Here is a 25,672-nt window from a genome sequence, read left to right on the forward strand (position 1 = left end):
GGGGCGGCGCGTGCGCCGCCCCCGGCTCGGGCCTCCTCGTGCCCTGGTGTTACGGGGTGTGCGCGACGCAGGTCGTCCGCTGCGAAGGCGGCGGCATGCGCGTCGGGCAGACCGGGGTGTAGAGCGACACCGCCCCGTTCGTGCTGTTGCCGGCGACGAGCACCTTGCCGCAGTGCGGGCCGCACGCGGTCGACTTCGCGTTCCCGGATCGGGGGACGCCCAGCAGGATGGCCTCGTCGGTCTTCGAGAGCGACGAGCTCGAACCGTGTGCTGCGGGCATGGCGCCGCCCGAGTGCCACTGTCCGGTGGCCGGGTCGTAGACCTCCGTGCTGCTGTCCACGCCCGTTCCGGGCACGGCGCCGCCGGCGATGAGGGCCTGGCCGTCGGGCAGCACCTGGAAGCGGAAGTTGAACCGCCCCGCGTCTGCCACCGTGCCAGTGTGCGTCCACGCGTCGGTGGCCGGATCGTAGATCTCCGAGGTGTCCCGACCCTGGAAGCCGGCGGCGACGAGCACCCGGCCGTCGTGCAGGAGCATGGCGCCCTGGCGGGCCCGGCCGACGTTGAGCGGTCCGGCCGTCTGGCGCCAGGTGCGCGTCGCCGGGTCGTAGATGTCGGCCGTGCGGCTGTTGCCGGTCTCGCTGAAGCCCGCCGGCACGATCACGGTGCCGTCGTGCAGCAGCGCCGCCGACGTCGTGTGCCGCCGCTCGGTGAGGTCGCCGACCACCGTCCATGTCCCGGTGGACGGGTCGAAGATCTCCGCGGTGTTCGTGCGGAACGTGAAGTTGCAGGCCGCCGGCGGCGCCTGGTCGCAGGTGCGCCCACCGGCGACGAGGACCGTCCCGTCGGGCAGCAGGCTCGCCGTGTGCAGCGTGCGGCGCGTGTGGAGGTCGCCCGTGCGCGTCCACCTGCCCGTGTCGGGGTCGTAGATCTCCGCGGTGCTCGTCACCGGCTGGGCGTTGCTGCCGGCCCCGGTGGCTGTCAGCGTGTAGGGGGCGGCGAACCCGCCGACGGCGAGCACCCGCCCGTCGCGCAACCGGGTGGCGGTGTGGCTCCAGCGAGCCTCGTTGAGCGCGCCCGTGGCCGTCCACGTGCCCTTCTGCGGGTTGTACACCTCGGCGGAGGACACGATCTGCACCGGTTCGCCGGTGACGACGCGGCGCCCCGAGGCCGCGAGGACCCGGCCGTTGTTCAGCAGCGTCGTCGTGTGGTCGTAGCGGGGCACCGACAGCGGGCCGGTCGACTCCCAGCGGCCCAACGCCACGCCCTGGAGGGCGAAGTCGACGGTGGCGGTCCGGCCGGCCTCGACGGTCGTGGTCTGTGACGCGCCGAGGAAGTTGCGCGCCGCGACGGTCACCGTGTACTCGCCGGGGTCCAGCGCACTGATCGTGTATGCGCCGTCCCCGTCGGTGGTCGCCGTGCGGCCGTGGGCCGACACCGTCGCACCCGCGATCGCCGCGCCGGTGCTCGCGGCGGTGACCCTGCCGGCAACGGTCCCGTGAGTCGGTGCCACCTCGCGTCTCAGTGCGAACGTCACGCCGAGCGTCTGGCCCGCCGGCGCCTCGACCGTTCTGCTCTGCGACTCGTAGCCGGGCGCCGACGCGGTGACGGTGTACGTGCCGGGGGCCAGGCCCTCGATGCTGTAGTTGCCGATCGTCGCCGGCTGCGGCGCCGTCGCGACCGTCGCCTGGCGGCCGACCTCGACACCGTTGCCGTCATAGGCGACGACGGTGGCGTCGGGGTGGCCCGCACCCGTCTCGGCGTCGGTCACCCTCCCCGTGATGGCGGCCCGCAGCTGGGCGACGAACGGGAAGCACTCGGCCTGGTTGGTCGCACTGCTCGCGCTCGCCCGCTCGGTGGCGCCAGCGACGCGGAGGTGGTACGTCCGCCCGGTCTGGATCGCGGCCCAGTTCGCCATGGTGAGGTCCCGGATCGCCGGACGACCCGGTGCCCAGCTGCCCGTCTGCCCGGTGCTGATCGCCTCGCCGCTGCAGTCGCTCGCCTCGTGGATCGTGTAGCCGCTCACGGGACCATGGGTGGTCGGCGTGATCGGTTCGCTCCAGCGGACGAACACGCCGTCGGTGGTGCCCTGCCCAGCCTGGATGAAGTAGTTGTTCCACGCGTCGAGCGCGCGGAAGTGGTTGTCGGCGGACACCGGGTTGGCGGCCACGAGGGTGCTGACCATGAGCAGCGCCGTCGCCGAGGCGAGCAGCGTGCGGACCGGGCGGGGGACCGCCCCTGACTTCGCATGTGCGTTCATCGGTGCGTTCTTCTCCCTCTGTCGCTGGTGCCGACTCGGCGCGACGCGTTGCGCTGCTGCGGAAAGGAACACCGCGCCGCCATGCAGAAAGGGCGTTGGAGTCTCGACCGCGACCGGTCGGGTCACCCGCCCAGAGGCTGACCCGCCACGTTCCCGCACTTTCCCGCACTGCGACGTGCCCAGCCTCTCAGGCTCCCAGACCGCACAGGCGCCCACAAGCGTAGGACCTACCTAAGTAGCCGGGCTCAGCCTCCCGGGGCCGGATCGCCCCGCGGGACGCTGTTCTGGCTGCGCACCGCGCGGCCATGAGCGGTTGCGATGCGCCCGGCAGCGTCACCGCCTGTACGGCAAATGGCTGTACCCTCGTACCGTAGGCGTCCGACAAATACCGTGCGTCCGGTCCCCGGCCGCATGGCGGCCGATGCTAGCGTTGCGCCCCATGACCGAGGGGCGGATGACGGCGAGCCAGCGGCGTGACCAGCTCGTCGGCGTGGCGAAGGCCGTCTTCGCCGAGCAGGGCTACCTCGGCGCCTCGATCGAGGAGATCGCCGCCCGGGCCAAGGTGTCCAAGCCGATCGTCTATGAGCACTTCGGGGGCAAGGAGGGGCTCTACGCCGTCGTGGTGGACCGCGAGACCCGCCGGCTGCTGGAGATGATCACCGTCCGTCTCGGTCCCGGAATCAGCCCGCGCGAGCAGGTGCACGCCAGCGCCGCCGCGTTCCTCGACTACATCGAGGCGGACTCCGCCGGGTTCCGCGTGCTGACCCGCGACTCGCCGTCGGGCTTCGCCGGCGGCGGACTGGCGGGGCTGCTGTCCGACGTGGCGGCCAAGGCGGAGGACGTCCTGAAGGGCTTCTTCGCCGAGTCCGGCCTCGATCCGGAGATGGTCCCCCTCTACGCCCGCGCCCTCATCGGCATGGTCGTGCATGTCGGCGCCTGGTGGAGCGAGGTGCGTGAGCCCGACAAGGAGGTCGTCGCCGCCCACGTGTCGGCCCTCGCCTACGTCGGCCTGTCCCGACTGCCCCGCGACCCCACACCCCGCCCCGGCTGAGCGAGCAGGTCGGGGTCGACGGCCGTGAGGCTCGCCACGACCACATCAGCCGCGGGCAGGGTGACCCCTGGAAGCGAGGGGCAGCCGATGACCCACAGCCCGGCGGCCTTCGCTGAACGGGTGCCCGCCGGCGAGTCCTCCAGGGCCACCGACCGCTCAGGCCGCGCGCCACAGCCGGCGCACGCCATCGTGTAGGGGTCGGGGGCCGGCTTGGGCGCCACGACGTCGTCGGCGCACACGACCGTCGCGAACCAGCCCGCCAGGCCGCTCGAGGACAGCGCCCGGTCAGCGAGCGCACGCTCGGAGTTCGTCGCGACCGCAAGCGGCAGCTGCCCGTGCAGCGCCTTGACGAGCTCGACCGCGCCAGGCCGGGGTTCGAAACCTCTCGCGAACGCCGCGGCGGCGGCACCGCGCATGCTGGCGGCGATGTCCGCCGGCGCGTGCCGGCCGCCGAGGTGAGCGGCGAGGAGTCGTGCGGCCTCAGCGGGCCCCGAACCGAGCAGCAGCGTGTGCAGCGCGTCCTCCCAGACGCCGCCGAGGTCCTCGACGACCTGCCGGGTGGCGCGCGCCCAGGCGTCCTCGGAGTCCACGAGCAGTCCGTCGAGGTCGAAGACGACCGCCTCGGGCGGGTACGGCGGCGCCGGGGACATGGGCGCAAGGCTAGCCGCCGGCGGTTGGCCGGCGGCTACGTCGAGTCCTCCGCGACGTCGAAGCGCTCGGCGTAGAGCCGCTTGGCCTCCTCGACGAGCCCCGCGGACAGCCAGGCGAGCGGCCGGACGCCGGTCACGAGCGGCTCGTTGTCGGGTCCGCGTGCCACGACCTCGCCTTCCAGGATCCAGGCCCTGCGCTCGTCGTCGGCCTCGTCGGCGAGGTGGACGTAGTTGCAGAGCTGGCGGGCGAGCCACTCCTTGACCGGGCGGGTCCACCAGGGCTCCGGCTGCAGGGGGTTGACCGAGAGACCGGGCAGCTCCAGACCGCTCTCGTAGTCGCGGCTGCAGCGGTCGCGGTCGACGGCGGGCCCGCGGGAGAACCGCACGAAGACGCCGGGGCGGACATGCTCGGCCAGCTGGGCCAGCGTGCGCAGCTCGGGCAGGTCCTCGTCCATGGCGCCCGACGATTCCCCGGCGCCGTCCCCCTCATCCCTACCGACGCCCGGAGATGGTCAGGAGGCCTGGGCCGCCTGCTTGGCCGCGCGGGCGGCGCGCTTCTCCTCGTAGCGGGTGGCCAGCCGGTCGAGGTTGTCCATGTGCTCGGCGAGCTGCTCCCGGGCCTTCGCCCCGCCCCCGTCGAGGCCTTCGAGCTCGAAGATGCGCCAGTGGCGCAGCAGCGGCCACACGACCTCGTCGTGGTGGATGCGCAGGTCGTAGATGCCCGCCTTCGCGATCTCCACAGCCTTGCGCTGAAAGCCCTTGATGACCGTGCCGGGCATCGCGAAGTCGACCACCTCGGCGGTGACCGCCTCGACGAGACGCGACGGGTCCAGCTCGAGCGCCGCGGCGAGCATGTCGCGGTAGAAGACCATGTGGAGGTTCTCGTCGGCGGAGATCCGGGCCATGATGCGGTCGGCGACGGGGTCCTGCGAGTAGCGGCCTGTGTTGCGGTGACTGATGCGGGTCGCGAGCTCCTGGAATGCCACGTAGGCCATCCCCCGCAGGGAGTCCTTGTTCCCCCGGTCGTAGCCCTTCTGCATCGCGTCCATCCGCAGCCGCTCGAGCTCGTACGGGTCGACGTTGCGCGTGACGATGAGGTAGTCGCGCAGCACGATGCCGTGGCGGTTCTCCTCGGCGGTCCAGCGGTGCGTCCAGTTGATCCACGCGCCGTCGCCGGAGCCGAACATCTCGTGGATCTCGCGGTGGTAGCTCGGCAGGTTGTCCTCCGTGAGGAGGTTGACCTCGAGCGCCGTCTGGGCGACGCCGGTCACCCGCGGCTGGTCAGGCGTCCAGTCGTCACCGCCGTCGAAGAAGGCCGGGTAGTCGCGGCCGAGACTCCACGGGACGTACTCATGGGGGAACCACTCCTTCGCCACCTTCTCGTGGCGGTTCAGCAGCTCCTCGGCCTTCGGCTCGAGCTCGGCGATGAGCGCGCGGTCCGTGTAGCGGGTCGGCACGATGATCCTCCCGACGGGGAGCGTTGAAAAGACTTACGGGAGCGTAACCTACGCAGGCGTAACTTACACGTCAAGGTGTCCGGTTCTTCGCGCACCCTCGCCGCGCGCCCGGCGCTCGCCCGATCCCCCGCCGCGGCGGTAGCGTGCGGGCGCGCCCGCGAAAGGACCCTCCATGAGCCAGCTCATCCTCGTCCGCCACGGCCAGTCGACCTGGAACGCCGAGAACCGCTTCACCGGATGGGTCGACGTGCCGCTGTCGGAGGCCGGATGGGTGGAGGCGCGCAAGGCCGGGGAGCGCCTGGCCGCGGCCGGCGTGCGCGTCGACCGTGCGTTTACCTCCACCCTCGTGCGGGCGATCGAGACCGGCCGCACGGTGCTCGAGGCGCTCGGGCAACCCGAGCTGGCGCAGGTCGAAGCGTGGGAGCTGAACGAGCGCTTCTACGGCGCGCTCACCGGCAGGAACAAGGACGAGGCGCGCGAGGAGTTCGGCGAGGAGCAGGTGCACATCTGGCGGCGCGGGTACGACGTCGACTTGCCCGGTGGGGAGAGCCTGAAGGACACCACCGCCCGGGCCATGCCCTACTTCGAGCGCGTCATCCTGCCGGCCACGTACGAGGTCGACGTCGTCCTGGTGAGCGCGCACGGCAACTCGCTCCGGGCGATCGTGAAGGACCTCGACGGCCTCGACGCCGACGCGGTCACGCGCCTGGAGATCCCCACCGGCGTGCCCCTCGTGTACGAGCTCGAAGACGGGCGCCCCGTCGACAAGCGCGTGCTCCTCTGAAGGCCCCCTATACTTCCCGCCCGTTGCCGAGACCCCGGAAGGCCGCTGCACCGTGAAGGTCACCGCCGAGGCTGCCGACCCCCGCGAGGTCCGCGCCGACCTGCTCGTCGTACCGGTCTTCAAGGGTGGTATCGAGGGCCCCGGGGCGGCCCTGGCGCTCGCGGCCCTGGGGCTCGAGGACCTGCCGATCACCCCGCAGTTCCGGGGCGACATCGGCCAGCACCTCCTCATCGCGGGCCCCGGCGACGCCGGAGCGGGGCTGGCCTGCCGGGGCGTGCTCCTCGTCGGCCTTGGCCGCATGGACGAGACGGAGCCTCCGAGACTGCGCCGCGCGGCCGGCGTGGCGGCGGCAGCCGCCGCCGGTGTCGAGCGGGTCGCCACGACCCTCGCGGAGGTGCACTCGACGTCCGCCGCGGTCGAGGCCGTCGCGGAGGGCTTCCTGCTCGGGGCGTACCGTGACCAGCGGTTCAAGACCGACCCGGAGGTGGTGCGCCTTGCCGAGGTCGTCATCCTCGTCCCGTCGAGCCGGCTGGCGCAGGCACGCCGGGCGGTGCGCCGGGCGGACGTGTACGCCCGCGCGACGTGCGCGGCCCGTGACCTCGTGAACCTGCCCCCGGACCGCAAGCGGCCGCCCGATCTTGCACGCAAGGTCGCCGACCTCGCGGGCGCGTGCTGCGACGCGGAGGTTGTCGAGGAGGCTGCGCTCGCCGAAGGCGGTTTCGGGGGGCTGCTCGCCGTGGGCGCCGGGTCGACCGCGCCGCCGCGGCTCGTCGAGCTGCGCTACCGTCCCGCCAACCCCCTCGGCCACGTCGTCCTCGTCGGCAAGGGCATCACCTTCGACAGCGGGGGGCTTTCGCTGAAGCGCGAGGGCGGGATGGACGAGATGAAGTCCGACATGGCCGGGGCGGCCGCCGTCGCCGCGGCGTGCTCGGCCCTCGACGACATCGGCGTGCGCCTCGACGTGACCGGTCTGCTGTGCCTCGCCGAGAACATGCCCGACGGCACCGCGCAGCGCCCCGGCGACGTCGTCACCGTGCACGGGGGACAGACGGTGGAGGTGCTCGACACGGACGCCGAGGGGCGCCTCGTACTCGCCGACGGGCTGGACTACGGGGCGGCCCTCGGACCCGACGCGATGGTGGACCTCGCGACCCTGACCGGGTCGGCGATCACCGCGGTCGGCCGCTACGCCGCGCCGCTCATGGGCACCGACGAGGACCTCGTCACGTCGCTGCGGCAGGCGGCCGAGGTCGCCGGCGAGGACGTCTGGCCCCTGCCCCTGTGGGGCTCCCTCGAGCACCTGCTCGACAGCCCCGTCGCCGACTGCAACAACACGGGCGACGGTGCCGGCGGCGGCGCGATCATCGGTGGGCTCTTCCTACGCCGCTTCACCGCTGACGTCCCGTGGGCGCACCTCGACATCGCCGGCCCCGCCTTCCTGCCACGGTCGCTGGCCGGTGGGCACCTGCCCGCCGGCGGAACCGGCTTCGGCGTGCGGACCCTCCTCGCCTGGCTGGAGCGCCGCGTCGCCTGATCAGGACGGCCACCCTGCGACGCGCGGCGCGCACGCCCCCTCAGTCAGCTGCTCGGCTGCGAGGGGGGCTGCTCCGGCGCCTTCGGGACGCCACCCGGCGGGATGATCCGCCCCGTCTCGGCATCCCAGGTGCCGTAGTCGTCGTTGATGACGACGTCGGCCTCGAGGAGCTTGTCCCTGACGAAGCGCTGCGCGCGGGCCTCGGCCGCCGTAGGCGCGCCGGGCTCGGGCGGTGGCGCCTCCTGCGCCTCGTCGCCCGCGGCTTCGGTGAGGGCCTCTTCGATGTTGCGCAGGGCGGCGAGCGCGCGGAGCTGCGCGGCCAGGTGCCCGGCGGGCATGCCTTCGCGCGCGACCGCCTCGTCGAGCGCCTGCGAGCCGCCGACGTCCTCCTCGAGCTCTGCGCGTGCCTGCGCGATGTCCTCGTCGGTGACCGGGACGCCGAGCTCCTCGGCGCATTCGATGGCGATGAGGTTGACGATCGTCGTCGACAGCACCTGCGCCTTCAGCAGGGCCAGCGTCTGCTCACCCTCCGCCCCCTGCATGGCCTCGGCGATCTGGGCGTTCTCGGAGAACGCCGCGATCTGGCCGTCGATGTCCTGCGCGCTGATCTCCTGGCCGTTGACCACGGCCGCGACGCCGTCGGGAAGGTCGGCACCCGGCGCGGCGTCCGGCGTCGGGTCCGGTCGCTGCGCGGTTTCGTCACCTTCGCCGCCGTCGCCGCCGCAGGCGACGAGGAGGAACGCGAGCAGCGCGACGGCCACGAGACGGGAGAGCATGCGCATGGACGGACCTTCGTCGGGGTTCTCGCACCACCCTAGGCCACGTGCAGGTCAGTCGCCGCGCTGGCGCCCCGGGCAGAAGAAGACCGTCCTTCCCGCCCGCGTATGCCGCCCCGGGGTCGGCGTCCCGGCGCAGGGGGTCGGGCCCGAGCCGGGCACGCACCGCCTGCTCCTCGCCCGCGTCGAGCAGCTCGCAGGCCATCGGACCGGCGAGGTAGACGGCGACCTCGTCCGTGCGTAGCGCGAGGCGGGTGGCCGCTCCCGGCGGTCGGACGTCGCCACGGAAGGTCCGGAACGTGCCCACGAGCCCGAGGTGGACGTGCAACGTGTCCCCCCCGCCGTCCCACCGGTAGAACAGGTGCTTGCCGTGGGCCTCGACGTCGCACAGGATGCGCCCGTCGAGTCGTGCCGCGCCGGCGGCGAAGCGCCCCTGGGGCGAGGCCACCGCGACCGTGCGGCCGGCGAGCTCGCGGCGGTGCTCGCGCGCGAGCCGGTGCGTGGTGTGGCCTTCGGGCATGGCACGCCAGTATCACGCGCAGGCGTCTCGTGCATCACCGGAGCATGGCGATTCCCCCTTGTCCGGGGGGCGGTCGCTACGAGAAGGAGGCGACGGGGCGATGACCCGGTTCCGCGAAGTGCAGCCGTTCTGGCACAACCGCGTCATGCTCGTGGTCTTCGTCGTGGTGGCGGCCTTCGTCGTGCTGGGCGTGGTGGCCGGCGGCGGACGGGGGCAGTCCGTCGCCGGGGTGGCGGTGCTCGCCTCCATGGCGGCGCTGCTCGCCGTGCGGCTCGTCACCACCGTCGACGACGGCGGCGTCCGGGTGCGGTTTCCTCCGCTCAAGGGCAGGTACCTGCCTTTCGAGCAGATCGCCGCCTTCGCCGACGAGCGGTACTCGCCCATGCGGGAGTTCGGCGGCTGGGGCTACCGGATCGGCGGGCGCGGCAAGCGCGCCTACAACGTGAGCGGCAACCGCGGAGTGCGGGTGCACCTCGTCGACGGCAAGGAGGTCGTGATCGGGTCGCGCCGGTCAGGCGAGCTGGCCGACGCGATCCGCATCGGCGTCCCGGACGTCTAGCTGGCCACCCGCCATCCTCAGGGACGCCAGCGCAGCACGAGGTCACGCGCGGCCCGCGCCTCGTCGAGGCGGGCGACCGGTGTCGTCGTCGGCGCGTCGCGCAGCAGGTCGGGGTCGGTCGCCGCCTCCTCGACGATCGCGCACAACGCCGCGGCGAACGCGTCGAGCGTCTCGGGCGTCTCCGTCTCCGTCGGCTCGACCATGAGGGCCTCGTCGACGATGAGCGGGAAGTAGTTCGTCGGCGGGTGGAAGCCGTAGTCGATGAGACGCTTCGCGAGGTCGCTCACCCGCACCCCGTGGCCCCGCAGGCTCTTGCCCGTGGCGACGAACTCGTGCATGGGCTGGTGCTGCGGGTACCCGAGGGGCAGGTGGTTCGCGACGCGGGAGGCGACGTAGTTCGCGTTCAGCACGGCGAGGGCGCTGGCGTCACGCAGACCCGACAGCCCGTGGTAGAGCAGGTAGCTGTAGGCGCGGACGAGCACTGCGACGTTGCCGTGGAAGCCGTGCAGGCGACCGATCGTCTTCGGCCGGTCGGTGTCCCACCGGTAGCTGCCGTCGCGGTCGCGCACGATCACCGGTGCGGGCAGGTACGGCGCCAGCCGCTCGCTCACGGTGACCGGGCCCGCGCCCGGTCCTCCGCCGCCGTGGGGGGTCGCGAAGGTCTTGTGCACGTTCAGGTGGACGACGTCGAAGCCCATGTCGCCCGGACGGACCCGCCCCATGATCGCGTTGAAGTTCGCGCCGTCGTAGTACATGAGGGCGCCCACCCGCGCGCAGGCGGCGGCGATGCGCTCGATCTCCACCTCGAACACCCCGAGGGTGTTCGGGTTGGTGAGCATGAGCCCGGCGGTCTGCTCGTCGACGAGCTCCTCGAGCGCCCCGACGTCGACGAGCCCGTCCGGGCCGGAGGGGACCGTCACGACGTCGTAGCCGCACATCGCCGCGCTCGCCGGGTTCGTGCCGTGCGCCGAGTCGGGGACGACGATGGCGCGCCGGGCGTCCCCGCGGTCCTCGTGGTAGGCGCGGATGAGCAGGAGACCGGTGAGCTCGCCGTGCGCCCCGGCGGCCGGCTGGAACGTCGCGGCGTGCAGCCCGGTCAGCGCGCACAACCAGCGCTCGAGGTCGGCGAGCAGGCCCAGGGTGCCCTGGCACGCGGCGTCGGGCGCCCACGGGTGCTGCTCACGGAACCCCGGCAAGGCCGCGACCGACTCGGCGAGGCGGGGGTTGTACTTCATCGAGCATGACCCGAGGGGGTAGAAGCCGACGTCGATGCCGTGGTTGCGGTGCGACAGCCGGGTGAAGTGGCGAACGAGGTCGAGCTCGGCGACCTCGGGCAGCGCAGGTGGCTGCGCGGCGAGCTCCACCCCCGGCAGCGCCTCGGCCGGGTCGACGGGCGGCACGTCGAGCGCCGGCAGGCTTGACGCCCGCCGGCCCGCGCGGGACTTGTCGAAGATCGTCGGCTCGGAAGCCGCGCGGTCACCCATCACCGGCATCAGCGCGCCTCCTGCAGCGGCCCGTAGGTGAACCGGTCGGGAAACGCGCAGAGCTCGAGGGCTCGCGCGAGGCCCTCGACCTCCTCGGCGGTGCGCCGCTCGGTGACGGCGACCATGACCGCGCCCGCAGCCGGCCCGTCCGGCACGACCGGCCCGACGAGGTGGCCGCCCGCGTGCAGCCGCGCCACGACCGCGTGCGGGTCGGCCACGTCGAGGCGGAGGGGGAACTCCTTCAGGAAGGGACCGTCGACCGCGAGCTCGACCCCCTCGATACGGGTCAGCCGCTGCGCGGCGTGGCGCGCGCGCGCGAGGCACGTGCGGGCCAGCTCGCGCAGTCCCTGCGGACCGAGCCACGAGAGGTAGACGAGCCCCGCGACGGCGGTGAGCGTCTGGTTCGTGCAGATGTTGCTCGTGGCCCTCTCCCGCCGGATGTCCTGCTCTCGGGGCCGCAGGGTCATCACGTAGCCGCGCCGGCCGCGGCGGTCGACGGTCTCCCCGACGAGCCGTCCCGGAAGACGCCGGACGTCCTCCTTGCGGCAGGCGAGAAAACCGAAGGTCGGTCCTCCGTAGACGAGGCCCTGCCCGAGCGGCTGGCCCTCTCCGACGACGAGGTCGGCGCCCTGGCTGCCGGGCGTGGCGAGCAGGCCCACCGCGGTCGGCTCGAGCTTCACCACGAGCTGGGCGCCCGCGGTGTGGGCCGCCTCCGCCCAGCTGCGCACGTCCTCGACGATGCCGAGCGCGTTCGGCTGGGCGAGGACGACCGCGGCGGTGTCCGGCGCCACGTCGGCGACCGGAGTGCGGCCGCTGGCGTCGACGGGCAGCTCGTCGATCGCGCGGCCGAGAGGATGGCCGTAGGTGCGTACCACCTGGCGCGACGGGGCGTCGAGGGCCGACGACAGGTGCACCCGGTTGCGGCGCGTGGCCGCGCAGGCCATCGACGCCGCCTCGGCCACCGCGCTGCCGCCGTCGTACAGGCTCGCGTTGGACACCGGCAGGCCGGTCAGCTCGCTGATGACCGTCTGGTACTCGAACAGCGCCTGCAGCAGCCCCTGGCTCACCTCCGGCTGGTAGGGGGTGTAGGCGGTGAGCAGCTCCCCGCGCGACACGAGCGCCGGCACGATCGCGGGCACCACGTGGTCGTAGGCGCCGCCGCCCGCGAAGCACACCGCGCCCTCGTGGTTCGCCGCGGCGAGCGCTGCGAGACGGCCGACGACCTCGTCCTCGCTCAGCCCTTCGGGCAGGTCGATGGCGGCGCCGGCGCGGGCGCGGACGGCTTCGGGCAGGTGCTCGAACAGCGCGGGGAGCGACGGCTTGCCGACGACCTCGAGCATCGCGGCGACGTCGTCGGCGGTATGGGGGGCGAAGCGCACAGGGCCGACTCCTCCTGGTTCGAACGAAAGCCCCGCAACCTAGCCTAGTCTGCGCCCCCCGGCACGCGAGCGCTCAGGCAGGGCGGGCGACAGACGGGCGACATGCCTCCGGCGGCGGTCGCCCGCTCTCAGCCGCCGGCCTGGCTGCGCCGGGCGCCCCCCCGGCGGCCCGTGACGGGCGGGACTGCCCGCTCGGCCGGCAGCTCGGTGATCCGCGCTTCGAGCTCCTCGTAGAGGGGCGCGACGGCGATGGCGAACACGCCCTGGCCGCGGCTGATGAGGTCGATGATCTGGCGGTTGTCGTCGAGGGCGTAGACCTTTCGGCCGTCGCTCATGAGCGTCAGGTGCTTGAGCGACAAACCCCGCTCACGGACGAACTCGATCGCCTGGCGGATGCGCTGGAGGCTCACGCCGGTGTCGAGCAGGCCCTTGATGACCTTCAGCTGGACGATGTCGTCGAAGGAGTACAGGCGCTGGGATCCCGATCCCTCCGCGCCACGCACCGAGGGAGTGACGAGGCCGGTCGTCGTCCAGTAGTCGAGCTGGCGGTAGCTGATGCCGGCGATCTTGCAGACCGCCGGGCCCCGGTAGCCGGTCTGCGCGTCCTCGAGACCGGGCAGGGGGATGTCGCGCAGGTAGCGGTTGGGGCGCGGCGTGGGCACGAGCCGTTCCTTCGCTCGGTTGCGGCTCGGACGCGGTCACCTCGGGTCGCCGACGGCACCCTCACCGTCCGAGTATTTCACCGCCGTGATTACGCGGGCCATCACCGTAGGGCAACCGGCGGGACGGGTCAATGCGGCGAGCGGTTTTCCGGCGGTGGGACGGGACGGAGTGCTGGGCAGGCGCCGTGCGCGAGCCGGGACCGCGGCCTACCGGAAGTCCTCGGGGCTCACCTGGTCGAGGAACTCTTTGAAGCGCTCGACCTCGTCCTCGTCCTCGTCCTCGATCTCGATGCCGGCCTCGCTCAGGACCGCCTCGTCGGCGTAGAGCGGCACGGTGGCCCGGACGGCGAGGGCGATGGCGTCCGACGGGCGCGACGACACGGAGATGGACTGGCCGTCCTGGGTCATCTGGATCTCGGCGTAGAAGGTGCCGTCGCGCAGCTCGGTCACGACGACGCGGTCGACGACGACCCGCAGGTGCGACAGGAGGTCGCGCATGAGGTCGTGGGTCATCGGCCGCGCGGTAACGATGCCCTGCAGGGCGAAGGCGATCGACGTCGCCTCCACCGCCCCGATCCAGATGGGCAGGAAGCGGTCGCCGCTGCGCTCCTTCAGCAGCACGATCGGCTGGTTGTGCGGCAACTCGACCCGCACTCCCACCAGCTCCAGCTCGATCACAAGGCGCTCCTTGGCTGCAAGCGTCGACGACGGCGAGTGTACGTTGCCCCTGCGACCCCCTCAATCAACCCCGGCCGCCCCGGCGGCCCCCGCGCACGCGAGCCTCACGTCACGCTGCGCGGTCGATCTCGTGCAGGCGCGCGAACGTCCGCAGAGCCTCCTGCACCGCAGCCCCGGCACGGACCGCCGCCGGCGCCTCCGGTACCTCGCCGACGCCGGTGGCCGCCCGCAGGGGGACGCTCCGCTCGACCGCGCCGTCGATGAGCAGCTGGGCCTCGCCAAGGACCGACCCGGCGGCGACGGGGCGGTCGACGACCGGCGGGACGACGGTTCGCCACGTCACCGCGGGCCCGTCGGCCGGCACGGTCCTGCCGAGCGCATCGTCGGCCAGGAGCGTGACAGCCGCGTCGGCCCAGCGGTAGACGGTCACGGGCGCGCCCGCCTGTACCGGCTCGGCGCGACGGAAGTCGCCGAACCCGTGGTCGAGCAGACGGGCGGTGTCTCCGAAGCTGTCCTCGCTGCGGAGCACGACCGCGTAGAAGGTGCGCCCATCGCGGGTGGCGCTGCCGACGAGGCTGTAGCGCGACAGGTTCGTGAAGCCCGTCTTCACCCCCGTCGCGCCGGGGTAGGTGCCGATCAGCTCGTTGCGATTCGTCATCGGCGGCAGGCCGGGGACAGTGAGGCTCGCCGCGCCCGCCCATGCCGCGATGTCGGGGTGGGCCATGGCGACCTCGGCGAGCCGGGCGAGGTCGAGCGGGGTCGCCCGGTGCCCGGGGTCGTCGGTCAGCCCCGAGGCGTTGAGGAACTGTGTGCCGGTGAGCCCCAGCTCGGCGGCTCGGGCGTTCATGCGTCCGACGAAGGCGGCCTCGCTGCCGGCGACGTGCTCGGCGATGGCCTGCGAGGCGTCGTTGCCGCTGCGGAGCATGAGGCCGGCGAGGACCGAGCGCGCCGGTATGCGCTGGCCGGCCGCGAGACCGAGGCTCGCCCCCTGCTGGGCCGCCGCACCCGGCGAGACGACGAGCTCGTCGTCGCCCGCGCCCGCCTCGAGGGCCACGAGCGTCGTCATGATCTTCGTCGTCGACGCCATCGGCCGGCTGACGGTCTCGTCCCTGCCGTAGAGCACGCGCTGGTCGGCGGGGTCCCAGAGGACGGCGCCGGCTGCGGTCACCCGGGGCGGCTGGGCCCACGCCGGCGCCCCTGCTGCGGCGAGCGCGAGCAGCACCGCGGCGACGGCGACAAGCCACCGTGCAACCCCCCCCACCCGCGCTAGCCCCGGTGGACGTAGGTGCGCAGCGCGCGCACGAGCAGCGCACGCTTCATGCGCCCGGTGAGCCCGGCGAGCTCCTCGAGCTGGCGGGTGGCCTGCCGCCGCGCCTCCGGGTTGCGCTGGCGCAGCAGCGGCGTCACGAGCTGCTCGAAGAGGGCGAGCTCACGGTCGACGAACTGGCGGTACATGCGCAGGTGCCGTGGCTCAAGACCGAGCCGCAGCAGGTCGCGGGCGGCGCGCGCGGCGAGCAGGTCGTCCGCGTCGAACGCTGCCCCGTCGTCGCCGCGGTCGCCGACGATGCCGTACTCGCGCAGGGACTTCACCGCGTCCGCTTCCAGACCGGTTGCGTCGCAGAGCTCCCGCAGGGACAACGACACGCGGGCGGCGGGCTGGTCGAGCAAAGGTCCGGAGTCGCCGACCGCGGCCTCGAGCGCTCGGGCGATCTCGGCGGCGCGCTTCGACGCCAGGCCGTCGCCGTCGACGGTGTCGTCGGTTGGCGCCCGGACATCGCCGGCCGGCTCGCCGGCGTCGAGACGTTCGAGCTGCTCGCGGATCACCCGCAGCGGCAGGTAGTGGTCACGCTGGGCGGAGAGGATGAAGCGCAGGCGGTCGACGTCGTCGTCGGTGAACTTGCGGTAGCCCGACTCGGTGCGGTCGGGGTAGATGAGCCCTTCGCTCTCGAGGAACCGGATCTTGGAGATCGTGATGTCCTCGAACTCCTCCTTCAGCTGGTTGAGCACCTCGCCGATCGTGAAGCCGTCCGCCGCCACAGCCCTACCTGCGGCTCACTGCGCGGGCTCAGCCACGAAGGCGACGAGCTTGAACTTGCCGATCTGGACCTCGTCGCCGGTGTTGAGCATCTGGTCGTCGGCACGCCGGCCGTTCACGTAGGTGCCGTTCAGGCTGCCGACGTCGTGGACCCAGAAGCGCTGGGCGTCGCGGCGGAACTCCGCATGGCGGCGCGACACGGTGATGTCGTCGAGGAAGATGTCGCTGTCGGGGTGGCGGCCGGCGGACACGACGTCGCGGTCGAGCAGGAAGCGGGCACCCTCGTTGGGTCCCCGTGCCGAGACGAGCAACGCCGTCCCAGGTTCGAGGTCGCGGACGATGTCCGCGGCTTCGAGCGCGGACGCCTGCTCCTCGACGGCTTCCTGGGGGTCGTCCGCGCGCAGGGCACCGGTCGTCGTGTCCCCGCTCGTCGAGGCCGTTGCGAGCGGGCGGCCGCAGTTGCCGCAGAAGTTGCTGTCATGGGGGTTCTGGTGCCCGCAGTGCGTGCAGTACATCATCTCCCCTACCCGATCGACAGGCAGCATGTCGAGTCTGGCGCGGCATGGTAGCACCGGCGAAGGGGTGGCCGCGGGACCGTTGTACCGTCGGTTATGTCGACTCCGTGAGCTTGCTGTAGTCGTCCGCGCGGAGCAGCCCGTCGACGCCTGCCGGGTCGTCCGCCTCGATCACGACCATCCACCCCTGCCCGTACGGATCGGAGTTGACGAGCTCGGGTGCGGACTCGAGCGTTTCGTTGCGCTCGACGATCGTGCCGTTCACGGGGGCGTAGAGGTCCGAGACGCTCTTCGTGGACTCCACCTCGCCGAACGGCTGGCCGGCCTCCACACGCGTGCCAGTCGCCGGCAGGTCGACGTAGACGACGTCGCCGAGCGCGTCCTGCGCGTAGTGGGTGATGCCGACCGTCACCCGGCTGCCTTCCCGGCGTGCCCACTCGTGCTCCTGGGTGTACCGCAGGTCTTCGGGGTTCACGTGCCGCTCTCCTCCTCGCCGCCGGGATGCGGCCAGGGATGCTACCGCCTTCCCCGGCTCACTCGGCGGCCTCGACCGTGACCGGCTCGCCGAAAACGAACGACGTCGGCTGGCCTCGCGCAGGCACGGTGAGCTGCGCACGGGAGTCGACGGTCGCGGTCACGCCGTCGCCGGCCCGCTCGAGGGTGTCGACGACGCCGTTGGGGATGGCCAGCGCGCGGGCCATCGTCTCGGCCGGCCCGACGGCGGCGACCCGGTAGGGGGAGGTGACGGGCGTGCCGTCGACGAGGAGGCGGTTGTTGCGCACAGTGAACGCCGAGGAGACCACGAGACGGACCCCGTTGACGTCGATGGCCTCCGCACCAGCGTCGCGCAGCTCCTGCACGGTGTCCACGAGGTGCTCCGGCCCGAGCGCCCCGCGGGGGTCGTCGACGGTGAGCACGATCCCTTCCCCCTCGGCGGCCACGACGCCGGCGAGGATGCTGAAGTCCTGCAGTCGGCGCTCGAGGTTGCGCATCGCCAGCCCGTCACGCTCCGCGGACTCCTCGAAGGCGAGGAGCGTGAGGCGCAGGTCGGTGAACTCGCTCTGGAGCCGGTCGCTCTCGGCTGACAGGTTCGCGAGGATCGTCGCGAGGTCCTCCTCCCGCTCCCCCTCGAGCTGCGTGCCGAGGCTCTCGCCGGCGCGCAGCTGGGTCACGAGCAGGAAGCCGAGAACGCCGCACGCGAGCGCGATCGCGGCGGTGCTCATGGTGCCTCGCCGACGCGGCCGGTCGGGGGCAGCGGGAGCGGGGCGCTGGCGGGGGGCGGTGGCGGTCCCCGCCTCGCTGCGCTGCGCGGCGTCAGGGGTCATCGCATATCCATCGTAGGGCCCCCGGGCCCACGCGGAGCGCTCATGCCCGGAACAGGTGCCGGCGCACGGCGGCGAGGTTCTGGAAGATGCGGACGCCGAACACGAACAGGACCGCGGTGGACAGCTCCTGCCCGGCGCCGAGCTGGTCGCCGAGGAACACGAGGAAGACGGCGAGCACCACGTTGGTGAGGAAGGACACGAGGAAGACCCGCTCGTCGAAGGTGCCGTCGAGCCTCGCCCGCGCCGCACCGAAGATGGCGTCGAGCGCGGCGATCACCGCGACGGGCAGATAGGGGGCGAGCGCACTCGGCACCGTCGGCTGCAGGAGCAGCCCGAGCAGCGCGCCGACGACCAGGGCGATGAGCGGGATCACGGCTGGTCCTCGGCGACCTGCAGGCCGGGGACGTCACCGACCGGCTCGGCCGCGCGCAGCTGCACGCTGCCGCCGTAGGGGGCGAGGTCGAGGGTGTCGACGACCTCGGTGGCGAACCCGAGCCCGTACACCTCCGTCCAGATCGCGAACTGCTCGGCGATCTCCGACCGGGCGAAGTCCACGGCGAGGCGGTCGGGGTTGCCGATCGCCTCCACGACGTAGGGCGGGGTCAGGACGCGGTAGTTCACGAGAATCTGGCGGCCGGCACGGCGCAGCGCGGTCGTCGCGATGATCCGCTCGCCGTTCACGGCCACGGCCTCGGCGCCCGCTCCGAACAGGGCGTTGACCGCGAGCTGCAGGTCCCTGTCCTGGATGCGGCAGTCCTCCTCCCGAACGGAGCAGCCCGTCACGGCGTCGGCGAAGGTCACCCGCAGGCCCGGACCGGTGAGGCGGGTCAGCCCGGCCGCCTGCTCGACCTGGGTGAGGTAGGCGGAGAGGCTCGGCGCGCCGGCGGCCACGTCGGCCTCGGCCTCCGCCACCCGCGCCCGGAGATCCTCGAGTCGAGCGGACAGCTGCTCGGTGTGCTCGCTGCGGGCGTTGATGAGGGCGATGAGCTCCGCCTTGCGGGCGTCCTGCTCGAGGGCCGACGTCCGGCCCGCCGACAGCCCCGCGACGAGGAAGAAGCCGACGAGGAGCGCACCGATGGCGGTCAGAGCGCTCACAACGGGCGGCGACCACGGCCGCGACCACCGGGTGGGTGGCCCGAGCGGGTAATCGTGCGCGGGTTGGTCGGCCAGCCCCGACGCCTTGGCCAGGTTCGTCATCGCCCGGCAAAGCCTACCACCGGCACCTGCCGAAACCGCTGGTCAGGGGCGGGACGAGCGGAGCGCGAGCGCAGCGCGGGTGTACTGGCCCGCCGCGACGTAGTAGGCGACCACACCGACCCCGGCGAGGACCCACGATCCGGTCCGCAGCTCGCGCATGGCTGCCCATCCAGCCTCGGCGAGCAGGAAGCCGGGCAGCGCCCCGAGCAGGCACGCCGTCGCGGTCTTGCCGACCCGCGTGACCGGTATGGGCGGGATGGCGCGGAAGACGGCCGCAGCGCCGACGAGGAGCACGAGGTCACGCCCCACGACGAGCGCCACGAGCCACCACTGGACGATCCCGGCGGCGAGCAACGTGAGTGCGACCGTCGCGAGCAGCACCCGGTCGATGAGCGGGTCGAGCACCTGCCCGAGGCGCGAGACCTGGTCGAAGCGGCGCGCGACGTAGCCGTCGACCCAGTCGGTCGCGGCGACGACGACGAGCACCCCGAACGCCGCGGCGGCCGCCTCCCGGGCGAGCAGCAGCCAGACGAACAACGGCAGGCCGAGCAGCCGCAGGAGGGTGATCGCGTTCGCCGCCGTCAGCACGCGGTCGTGGACGACGGCAGGCCCGTCCCCGCGGGCACCCCACGCGAACTGCCGCAGCCGGTCGGGTCTCATGTGCGGGCAGCGTAACCTTCGCCGCCGACCGTGACCGCCGACGGGCTCGTGCTAGCCTTGGTCCATCCGCGGGATGTGGCCCAGTTTGGTCCAGGGCGCCGGTCTGGGGGACCGGAGATCGGGGGTTCAAATCCCCCCATCCCGACTGGGAAACAGAAGGCGCAGGTCATACTGCGTATTCGCACGCCAGAGGCCCCCGTAACCGGAGGGCTCTGGCGTGAATGCTCACAGAATGCTCACGGGAGCGGCGTCAGGTCAACACCCCTTCCCCGGCGTCGTCGGCGTCGGGCGCTGCTTGGATGATCCGGGCGACGCGCGCGTCGGCCTCTGCCTGCATGCCGGGGGTGACGTCGCTGTAGACATCGCCGGTTATGGCGATGGACGAGTGCCCGAGCACTGCCACATCTGGATCGGAAGGTCCCGTTCCTTCTCACGTGGCGTCCCCGACCCGCCCTCCTCGAGGGCGTCGACACCCTCCGGAGAAGCGGGAGCGCGTTAACACCAGGCGTTAGTTGGACTCAGTTAGTTGGCCGCTGACCCTGACGTGACGGAGCCATCCTACCGGAGAGCAGCTGCGACCGTCCCCCTTGCTCGGCGCGGTGTACCGCGTTGCTGGGCACCCCGCCCCGGAACTTCCGAGAGCCGGGGATCCCGGAACGTTTTGCGGTGGGAGGTCCACCATCGGATATCTCGCTCATGCTTGCACCACCGCCCGGCGACACGCGGGGATTGCGGACCTCGTCTGATCGGCGACCTCGCATTATCCCAAAGCGCCTAGGTCACCACGCTTGGGGCCCCCTTGCCTCGCTCTCGGCGGAGTTCCTCGGCCATCTGCCTTCCCAGGTGGACGACCGCTGGGACGATGTCTTCCTCGGGGACGGTGGACACGACCTCGCCGCGTTGGAGGATCTGGCCCTTGCCTTTGCCGGCTGCCACCCCGAGGTCGGCCTCGCGCGCCTCTCCGGGGCCGTTGACCACGCAGCCCATGACCGCAACCCGCAGGGGCACGTCGATGCCCGCGAGGGCGGCCTGCACCGCTTCGGCCAATGCGAACACGTCGACCTCCGCCCGCCCGCACGAGGGACAGGAGACGAGGTCAAGCCCCCGCCCTCGTAGATGCAGCGCCTCGAGGATGGCGATGCCGGCCTTGACCTCCTCCACCGGGTCGGTCGACAGGGACACCCGGATCGTGTCACCGATGCCCTCGGCCAGCAGCGTCCCTATGCCCACTGCGGACTTCGGGACGCCGGTGCTGGGCGGTCCGGCCTCGGTTACACCCAGATGGAGCGGATAGTCCGTGCGCGCCGCCAAGAGGCGGTAGGTCTGAATCATCACCCACGGGTCGGAGTGCTTCACCGAGATTTTGATGTCGCTGAACCCCACCTGTTCGAGGAGGCCGACCTCGTCAAGGGCGGACTCCACCAGCGCCTCCGGTGTCACCCCGCCGTGCTTTTCCCGCAGTCGCCGTTCGAGCGATCCCCCGTTGACGCCGACGCGTATGGGGATGCCCCGCTCTCTGGCCGCGTCGGCGATGAGTTGCACCCTTGAGCGGTCCCCTCCCTTGTGGATGTTGCCCGGGTTGATGCGCACGCCCGCGCAGCCGGCTTCGATCGCCGCCATCGCGTAGCGCCACTGGAAGTGGATGTCGGCGACGACCGGCAGGGTGGACTTGCGGGCGATCGCGGTCAGGGGCTCGGCATCGTCGCCGCGCGGACAGGCCACCCGGACGATGTCGGCGCCGGCAGCCGCGAGCGCGGCGATCTGCTGCAGCGTGGCGTCCACATCGCGGGTCGGAGTGGTCGTCATGGATTGGACGCTGACGGGGGCGCCGCCGCCCACGTCGACGGTGGCGAGGCGGATACGCCGGGTGGCGCGCCGGCGAGGCGGTTTCAGATGCGTTGGGGGCGACGCGGCGGCGTCGATGACGGGGAGGAAGGAAGTCAACGGCGAAACACCTCCGGGTGTCGGTCGGGACGGAGGACGTACCCGCGCAGACGGAGCCCTTGCAGGCACCGCCGGCAGACGAAGGGCGCTGGAGGTTTTGGATTCGGGTACGGTGGCCGCCGTGTCGCCTGTTGTCGACCGGGAGATCGAAGCCGCTCTCGTGGTGGTTTCCTCGGATCCTGCGGATGTCCTCGCCCGCCTGCGGGAGCTCCGGAGGGTCGAACCCTACGGGCTTGAGCCCCGCTCCGAGCAGCGCCTCCTCGACCGCTACCTCGATACGCCTTCCGGCGCCCTGTGGGATCGGCGCCTCGCGCTGCGCGAGCGTTGGGTGGACGGCGAGTGCGAGCTTGCGCTGAAGGGGCAGCTTGGGCCTCGCGAGCGTTTGGAGATCGCCGGGCCTCAAGGCGGTGCGACGTGGCGACGCATCGAGGCTGCGCTGCGTGCGCGGGAGATCCGAGTCCCTTCCAGCGCCTGGCGGGTCATTCAGGAGCGCAGCATGAGGAGAGAGCGGCGGGCGATGACCTCCGAGGACTGGACGCTGGCCGAGCTTGATCTCGATGACGTGGCCTACCGCTTCGGGACACGGACGGTGCGGTTCTTTGAGGTGGAGATCGAGCTGGAGGACATCGGGGCCGACCTCGACGCGCTCGTCCGCGCGGTGCAGCGGGCTGTCCCTGAGTTGCGCGAGTGGCCATACGACAAGCTCGTCACCGGCGCTGCCATGGCGATCGGCCTCGACAAGGACCAGCTGCGCGTCAGCGCCAGGGGCGCGCTGCTGCCCGAATCCCTCGAGCAGCTCGGTTGCCGGCTCGCGGCCGGACAGACGTGAGCAGCTCGTCGTCAGGCTTCCCGCGACACGACGAACCGCGCCAGGTCTTCGAGCTCGGCGCGGACCGCGACGGCGACCGGCTGGGAGTCCAGCGACCGCAGGGCGAGATGTATCTCGTGCTCGACAAGCTCGGCGGTCCATTGTCTGGCTCCGCTTCGTTCCAGCAGGTCGGTGGCCTTGGCGACGTCTCGGTCGCCGAGGCGCTCCTGCGAGAGGATTTGGCGCAGCTGCGCTCGCCACGGGTCGTCACCGCAGAGGGTGAAGACCACGGGCAGGGTCTTCTTGCGCTGCCGCAGGTCGTTGCCGATGGGCTTGCCCGTCACGGCGGGCTCCCCCCAGGTGCCGAGGAGGTCGTCGACGGCTTGGAAGGCTAGGCCCAGGTGGCGGCCGTAGGACGCGAGACCTTCGACGAGCCCGGTCGGAGCGCCCGCCAGGTGCGCTCCGATCGCTGAGGAGCAGGACATAAGCGCCGCGGTCTTGGCCGCGGCCATGTCCATGCACTCGGCGACGGACACGTCAAGCCGGTGCTCGAACGACAGGTCGGCCTGCTGGCCCCGGATGAGATCCCGCACCGCTTGAGTAAGACGACTAAGCGCCTCCGTGCGGTGCGGTGAGGGGCACTCGGTGAGCACCTGCCACGCGAGGGTGAGCAGGGCATCGCCCGCAAGGATCGCCGGTCCTTCGCCGAACACGGTCCAGGCGGTGGGCTGGTGGCGACGCCGCCCGTCACGGTCGATCACGTCGTCGTGGAGGATAGACCAGTTGTGCACGAGCTCGACGGCCATGGCGCCGGCGAGGGCGTCTTCGGGACGGGCCCGGGCGGCTCGGGCCGACAGGAACACCAGCGCCGGGCGCAGAGCCTTCCCTGCCCGGGGTGCGCCGGTCTCGCGTCCCTGGGCGTCGCTCCACCCGAAGTGGTAGCCGCACAGCAGACGGCTCTTCGGGCAGAGTGTGCCGATGGCCGCCAGCAGCGCCGGGTCGACGAGGCTGCGGGCGTCGGTGAGGGCGGGTGGCGCGGTACGGACGGGCATCGGCTGGAAGGACGCCGCTACCCGCGCAGGCTCGACGCCGCAGCGGCCTGTGCGTCGTCGGGCAGGCGGTCGGCGGCGATGAGAAGGTAGTGAAAGCTTTCTTCCCTGTAGGCGGTGAGGAACGCCTCTTCGATGCCCGTCTTCACGGAGGCTTGCTGCCGCAGCTCCCAGTACGGGAGGGTCGCCCTGGTGAGGTCAACCACGTTGATGGGCACAAGCCCGTTGGCGGCCATCGCCGTGAAGTACCGGCTTCGCGGGTGGATGTCGCACACGTAGTGCTCGTTGATCCGACGAACGGCCGCGGAGGGGTCCTTGTCCTGCACGTCGTTGTAGCAGCCGGTGATGCAGACGTAGCGGCCGCCGTCTTGCAGCAGACGAGCGAACTCGGAGAACAAGTCGAACAGATCGACGTACATCGTCGTCTCGTTCGTCCAGATCCCGCGGTAGGAGCCGGCCGGCAAGCCGGTGTCGAGCATGTTGCGGAAGTGGAACCGCACACGGTCCGCACAGCCCAGCACCTTCGCCTGCCGGCGGGAGAACTCGACCTGGTACTGCGAGATCGTGACGCCGTCCACCGCGCAGCCGAGACGTTCGTGGGCCATGATGCTCGTGCCGCCCCGGCCGGAACCCGCGTCGAGCAGGCGGTCGTGCGTGCCGACAGGGCCGAGGTGGTCGAGCAGCAGGTCGGCCTGGGCGGTCTCCAGGCGGTGGAGTTCCTTGATGATGCGTTCCTCGAGGGTGTCCTCGGACCCCTGCAGCACGGTCGAGTCGACCTCACCGATCCCGTAGTGGTGGTGGTAGAGCCCGTCGACGTCGCCGAGGCGAAGGTTCACCGGGTCTTGTTGGTTCGTGTCCCAGTAGGCCGCAACGGCGCGTTGAAACTCGTTGCGTAGGACGCGTTCCGCGGCGGGGGTCGATGTGTCCATGTGCTCCTCCTCTTCCTGGGTCAGCGGTCACGCTGGCCGGGTGTTGTAGCGAGGACTGGTGCGGTGCCACTCGCGGTTGCCTCCCAGCCAGGCCCAGATGCCGGTCAGGAAACGTCGGAGCGTCGGGGAGCCGGCGAGGCTGAGCGCCGCAGCCTCCACCTCCACGGTGCGCACGAACTCGTCGTGGATCTCCACGGTGCGCTGGATGGCCTCCCGCTGGGAACAGCGCTCCTCGGCGGCGATGAGCTTCGGCAGGTTGAAGTCCTGTCCCGACTGCTCCTTGGCGACCGAGTGCAGGTCGTTGACCAGGACGGTGGCGCTGCCGGCCATGGTGAACACCCGGCGAACCCGTTGGTCGGCGAACTCGTCCGGCGGGAGCTCGTAGCCGCCCACCGCGTCGATCAGGACCATGCAGGGCAGGAAGCTGTTCTCGTGACGGTGGGTGAGGTACTGCCAGACCGGCGGAGTCCGCCCCTGCGCGCGCCACTCCCCCTCCTGGTTGTAGGCGACGAACATGACGGCCAGCTCGTGGCGCAGCCGGGCCATCTGCGTGGCCGTGGCATACCGGGCGAGGCCCTCCAGGCTCGACCGGTACGCGATCAGCACGGAGTCTTCGTGAACGGCGCTTTCGAGGGCGGGGGCGTAGGGGGGCGGCAGGTGCGCCGGGTCGACGACCGCGTCGGCCAGCACCAGACGCGTGGCGAGCTGCTTGGGGTCTGCCCCCAGCGACGCGTCGTCAACGTAGTGGTCGTCCGTGGCCCACTCCGCCAACGCGCACTTCGCTGCCGCCAGGAGCCGGTCGGGGTCGTCCGAGTCGGGGTGGGCCAGCATGATGAGCCGTCCCACGTTGGCCGAGCGGACCTCGTCCAGCTTGCCGGGATAGATTCCCACCTCCTCGGCCCACTCGACGAGCCGTTCGTTGACCTCCTCGCCGAGGGCCACGTCGTCGCGGACCGGCCCCGGGCAGTACAGCTCGGGCACAGCCGTCTCGTCGGAGGGCGAGGCGGGGGTCCGCAAGGATGCGGTGCCCAGCCCCGTCGGCCCGTCGGGGGCAGGCTTGGGCGCGGCGGTGGGCGCGGTCGCGGGCAGGGCGACCGGGGACCGCGGGGACAGTCGGGCCGCCCCGGTCCCCAGTCCGACGGGCGCCAGGGGTAGCGCCGGCCTGGCTGCCGCGGCCGGGGCGTCCGCGTGCGGTGCGTCGAGGAGGCCGGGCTCCGTCGCGAACGGATCCCCCGGTCCTTCGGGGCTCGGCTCGGGCAGCGTGCTCGGGGCACGGGCGCTCGTGCGGGCGAGCAGGGTGGCGACAAACTCCGCGAGGTCGTCGGTGCCCGCCGGCGCGGTCAGCCGGGACAACATCGACATCGCCTCTCCTTCATCCGTTGCGGAACCGGGCGCGGGCCGGTCTGCGGGCGGGCGGGC

28 protein-coding genes and 1 tRNA gene are annotated in these 25,672 nt (G+C 72.2%); 6 read left to right on the plus strand and 23 right to left on the minus strand.

Going from position 1 to position 25,672, the window contains the following annotated elements:
- Positions 1-49: 49 nt before the first annotated feature.
- The gene (locus VM324_09985) at positions 50-2,257 is read right to left on the minus strand and encodes a carboxypeptidase regulatory-like domain-containing protein (protein HVL99607.1); all 2,208 of its coding nucleotides are present in this window, start codon (positions 2,255-2,257) and stop codon (positions 50-52) included.
- A gap of 439 nt (positions 2,258-2,696) precedes the next feature.
- Here VM324_09985 and VM324_09990 point away from each other — a divergent pair, with 439 nt between their 5' ends.
- Positions 2,697-3,308: a TetR/AcrR family transcriptional regulator gene (locus tag VM324_09990; GenBank protein HVL99608.1), complete on the plus strand. Its 612-nt coding sequence runs from the start codon at positions 2,697-2,699 to the stop codon at positions 3,306-3,308.
- On the opposite strand, the gene VM324_09995 is transcribed toward VM324_09990, so the two are convergent.
- Genes VM324_09995 through VM324_10005 form a run of 3 tightly spaced genes read right to left on the minus strand, consistent with a single transcriptional unit; the run spans position 3,257 to position 5,415 of the window.
- Positions 3,257-3,958, minus strand: a complete 702-nt coding sequence (locus VM324_09995) for an HAD family phosphatase (GenBank protein HVL99609.1) — start codon at positions 3,956-3,958, stop codon at positions 3,257-3,259. The two genes, VM324_09990 and VM324_09995, sit on opposite strands and share 52 nt — an antisense overlap.
- Before the next feature lie 35 nt (positions 3,959-3,993).
- Positions 3,994-4,413 (minus strand): DUF6098 family protein, encoded by a 420-nt coding sequence (locus tag VM324_10000; protein HVL99610.1) that lies wholly within the window; start codon positions 4,411-4,413, stop codon positions 3,994-3,996.
- A 57-nt stretch (positions 4,414-4,470) separates the two neighbouring features.
- Entirely contained in the window at positions 4,471-5,415 is a 945-nt protein-coding gene (locus VM324_10005) for an acyl-ACP desaturase (GenBank protein ID HVL99611.1), read from the minus strand.
- 172 nt (positions 5,416-5,587) lie between these two features.
- Between VM324_10005 and VM324_10010 the strand changes: the two genes are divergently transcribed.
- Positions 5,588-6,199: a 2,3-diphosphoglycerate-dependent phosphoglycerate mutase gene (locus VM324_10010; GenBank protein ID HVL99612.1), complete on the plus strand. Its 612-nt coding sequence runs from the start codon at positions 5,588-5,590 to the stop codon at positions 6,197-6,199.
- A 52-nt stretch (positions 6,200-6,251) separates the two neighbouring features.
- Positions 6,252-7,733, plus strand: a complete 1,482-nt coding sequence (locus VM324_10015) for a leucyl aminopeptidase (protein HVL99613.1) — start codon at positions 6,252-6,254, stop codon at positions 7,731-7,733.
- A 44-nt stretch (positions 7,734-7,777) separates the two neighbouring features.
- Here VM324_10015 and VM324_10020 read toward each other — a convergent pair whose 3' ends face one another.
- Complete coding sequence (locus VM324_10020) at positions 7,778-8,515, minus strand: SurA N-terminal domain-containing protein (protein ID HVL99614.1); 738 nt, start codon at positions 8,513-8,515, stop codon at positions 7,778-7,780.
- The gene (locus tag VM324_10025) at positions 8,433-9,029 is read right to left on the minus strand and encodes a DNA-formamidopyrimidine glycosylase family protein (protein ID HVL99615.1); all 597 of its coding nucleotides are present in this window, start codon (positions 9,027-9,029) and stop codon (positions 8,433-8,435) included. Before VM324_10025 ends, VM324_10020 begins: the two co-directional genes overlap by 83 nt.
- Positions 9,030-9,129: 100 nt before the next feature.
- Between VM324_10025 and VM324_10030 the strand changes: the two genes are divergently transcribed.
- Positions 9,130-9,588 carry a hypothetical protein gene (locus tag VM324_10030; protein ID HVL99616.1) on the plus strand — a complete coding sequence of 153 codons (459 nt, stop codon included), beginning with the start codon at positions 9,130-9,132 and terminating at the stop codon, positions 9,586-9,588.
- 17 nt (positions 9,589-9,605) lie between these two features.
- On the opposite strand, the gene gcvPB is transcribed toward VM324_10030, so the two are convergent.
- The 12 genes from gcvPB to VM324_10090 all read right to left on the minus strand — a co-directional run bounded on the left by gcvPB (position 9,606) and on the right by VM324_10090 (position 19,523).
- Positions 9,606-11,081 (minus strand): aminomethyl-transferring glycine dehydrogenase subunit GcvPB, encoded by a 1,476-nt coding sequence (gcvPB, locus tag VM324_10035; GenBank protein HVL99617.1) that lies wholly within the window; start codon positions 11,079-11,081, stop codon positions 9,606-9,608.
- Positions 11,081-12,451 (minus strand): aminomethyl-transferring glycine dehydrogenase subunit GcvPA, encoded by a 1,371-nt coding sequence (gene gcvPA, locus VM324_10040; protein ID HVL99618.1) that lies wholly within the window; start codon positions 12,449-12,451, stop codon positions 11,081-11,083. The genes gcvPB and gcvPA overlap by 1 nt, the downstream gene beginning before the upstream one ends.
- A gap of 128 nt (positions 12,452-12,579) precedes the next feature.
- Entirely contained in the window at positions 12,580-13,113 is a 534-nt protein-coding gene (locus VM324_10045) for a MerR family transcriptional regulator (protein ID HVL99619.1), read from the minus strand.
- A 207-nt stretch (positions 13,114-13,320) separates the two neighbouring features.
- Positions 13,321-13,791, minus strand: coding sequence for a bifunctional nuclease family protein (locus VM324_10050; protein ID HVL99620.1), 471 nt, complete (start codon positions 13,789-13,791; stop codon positions 13,321-13,323).
- Between the two features lie 109 nt (positions 13,792-13,900).
- Positions 13,901-15,052 carry a D-alanyl-D-alanine carboxypeptidase family protein gene (locus VM324_10055; GenBank protein ID HVL99621.1) on the minus strand — a complete coding sequence of 384 codons (1,152 nt, stop codon included), beginning with the start codon at positions 15,050-15,052 and terminating at the stop codon, positions 13,901-13,903.
- Between the two features lie 5 nt (positions 15,053-15,057).
- Positions 15,058-15,828 (minus strand): MerR family transcriptional regulator, encoded by a 771-nt coding sequence (locus VM324_10060; protein HVL99622.1) that lies wholly within the window; start codon positions 15,826-15,828, stop codon positions 15,058-15,060.
- Positions 15,829-15,843: 15 nt separating this feature from the next.
- The gene (locus VM324_10065) at positions 15,844-16,371 is read right to left on the minus strand and encodes an FHA domain-containing protein (GenBank protein ID HVL99623.1); all 528 of its coding nucleotides are present in this window, start codon (positions 16,369-16,371) and stop codon (positions 15,844-15,846) included.
- Positions 16,372-16,435: 64 nt separating this feature from the next.
- Positions 16,436-16,816, minus strand: a complete 381-nt coding sequence (gcvH, locus tag VM324_10070) for a glycine cleavage system protein GcvH (GenBank protein ID HVL99624.1) — start codon at positions 16,814-16,816, stop codon at positions 16,436-16,438.
- A 58-nt stretch (positions 16,817-16,874) separates the two neighbouring features.
- On the minus strand, positions 16,875-17,666 hold the full coding sequence (locus VM324_10075; protein ID HVL99625.1) for a DUF881 domain-containing protein: 792 nt from the start codon (positions 17,664-17,666) through the stop codon (positions 16,875-16,877).
- Positions 17,667-17,706: 40 nt separating this feature from the next.
- Positions 17,707-18,039, minus strand: a complete 333-nt coding sequence (locus VM324_10080; protein ID HVL99626.1) for a small basic family protein — start codon at positions 18,037-18,039, stop codon at positions 17,707-17,709.
- Positions 18,036-18,863, minus strand: a complete 828-nt coding sequence (locus VM324_10085; GenBank protein HVL99627.1) for a DUF881 domain-containing protein — start codon at positions 18,861-18,863, stop codon at positions 18,036-18,038. Before VM324_10085 ends, VM324_10080 begins: the two co-directional genes overlap by 4 nt.
- A 42-nt stretch (positions 18,864-18,905) precedes the next feature.
- The gene (locus VM324_10090; GenBank protein HVL99628.1) at positions 18,906-19,523 is read right to left on the minus strand and encodes a CDP-alcohol phosphatidyltransferase family protein; all 618 of its coding nucleotides are present in this window, start codon (positions 19,521-19,523) and stop codon (positions 18,906-18,908) included.
- Between the two features lie 69 nt (positions 19,524-19,592).
- On the opposite strand from VM324_10090, the gene VM324_10095 reads away from it, so the two are divergent.
- Positions 19,593-19,668: transfer RNA gene (locus VM324_10095), tRNA-Pro, on the plus strand.
- Between the two features lie 105 nt (positions 19,669-19,773).
- Here VM324_10095 and VM324_10100 read toward each other — a convergent pair.
- Both VM324_10100 and ispG read right to left on the minus strand, forming a co-directional pair.
- Positions 19,774-19,926 (minus strand): hypothetical protein, encoded by a 153-nt coding sequence (locus tag VM324_10100; GenBank protein HVL99629.1) that lies wholly within the window; start codon positions 19,924-19,926, stop codon positions 19,774-19,776.
- Between the two features lie 371 nt (positions 19,927-20,297).
- On the minus strand, positions 20,298-21,536 hold the full coding sequence (ispG, locus tag VM324_10105; GenBank protein HVL99630.1) for a flavodoxin-dependent (E)-4-hydroxy-3-methylbut-2-enyl-diphosphate synthase: 1,239 nt from the start codon (positions 21,534-21,536) through the stop codon (positions 20,298-20,300).
- 43 nt (positions 21,537-21,579) lie between these two features.
- Here ispG and VM324_10110 point away from each other — a divergent pair, with 43 nt between their 5' ends.
- Positions 21,580-22,296, plus strand: coding sequence for a CYTH domain-containing protein (locus VM324_10110; protein ID HVL99631.1), 717 nt, complete (start codon positions 21,580-21,582; stop codon positions 22,294-22,296).
- Positions 22,297-22,307: 11 nt separating this feature from the next.
- Here VM324_10110 and VM324_10115 read toward each other — a convergent pair whose 3' ends face one another.
- From VM324_10115 to VM324_10125, 3 genes are read right to left on the minus strand one after another with little or no spacing between them, the layout of a single operon-like run.
- Positions 22,308-23,327, minus strand: coding sequence for a polyprenyl synthetase family protein (locus VM324_10115; protein ID HVL99632.1), 1,020 nt, complete (start codon positions 23,325-23,327; stop codon positions 22,308-22,310).
- A gap of 17 nt (positions 23,328-23,344) precedes the next feature.
- Positions 23,345-24,253, minus strand: coding sequence for a geranyl diphosphate 2-C-methyltransferase (locus tag VM324_10120; protein ID HVL99633.1), 909 nt, complete (start codon positions 24,251-24,253; stop codon positions 23,345-23,347).
- A gap of 27 nt (positions 24,254-24,280) precedes the next feature.
- On the minus strand, positions 24,281-25,615 hold the full coding sequence (locus VM324_10125; GenBank protein ID HVL99634.1) for a family 2 encapsulin nanocompartment cargo protein terpene cyclase: 1,335 nt from the start codon (positions 25,613-25,615) through the stop codon (positions 24,281-24,283).
- Positions 25,616-25,672 lie beyond the last annotated feature (57 nt).

It is taken from the genome of Egibacteraceae bacterium, assembly GCA_035540635.1.
In the GTDB taxonomy this organism is placed as follows: domain Bacteria; phylum Actinomycetota; class Nitriliruptoria; order Euzebyales; family Egibacteraceae; genus DATLGH01.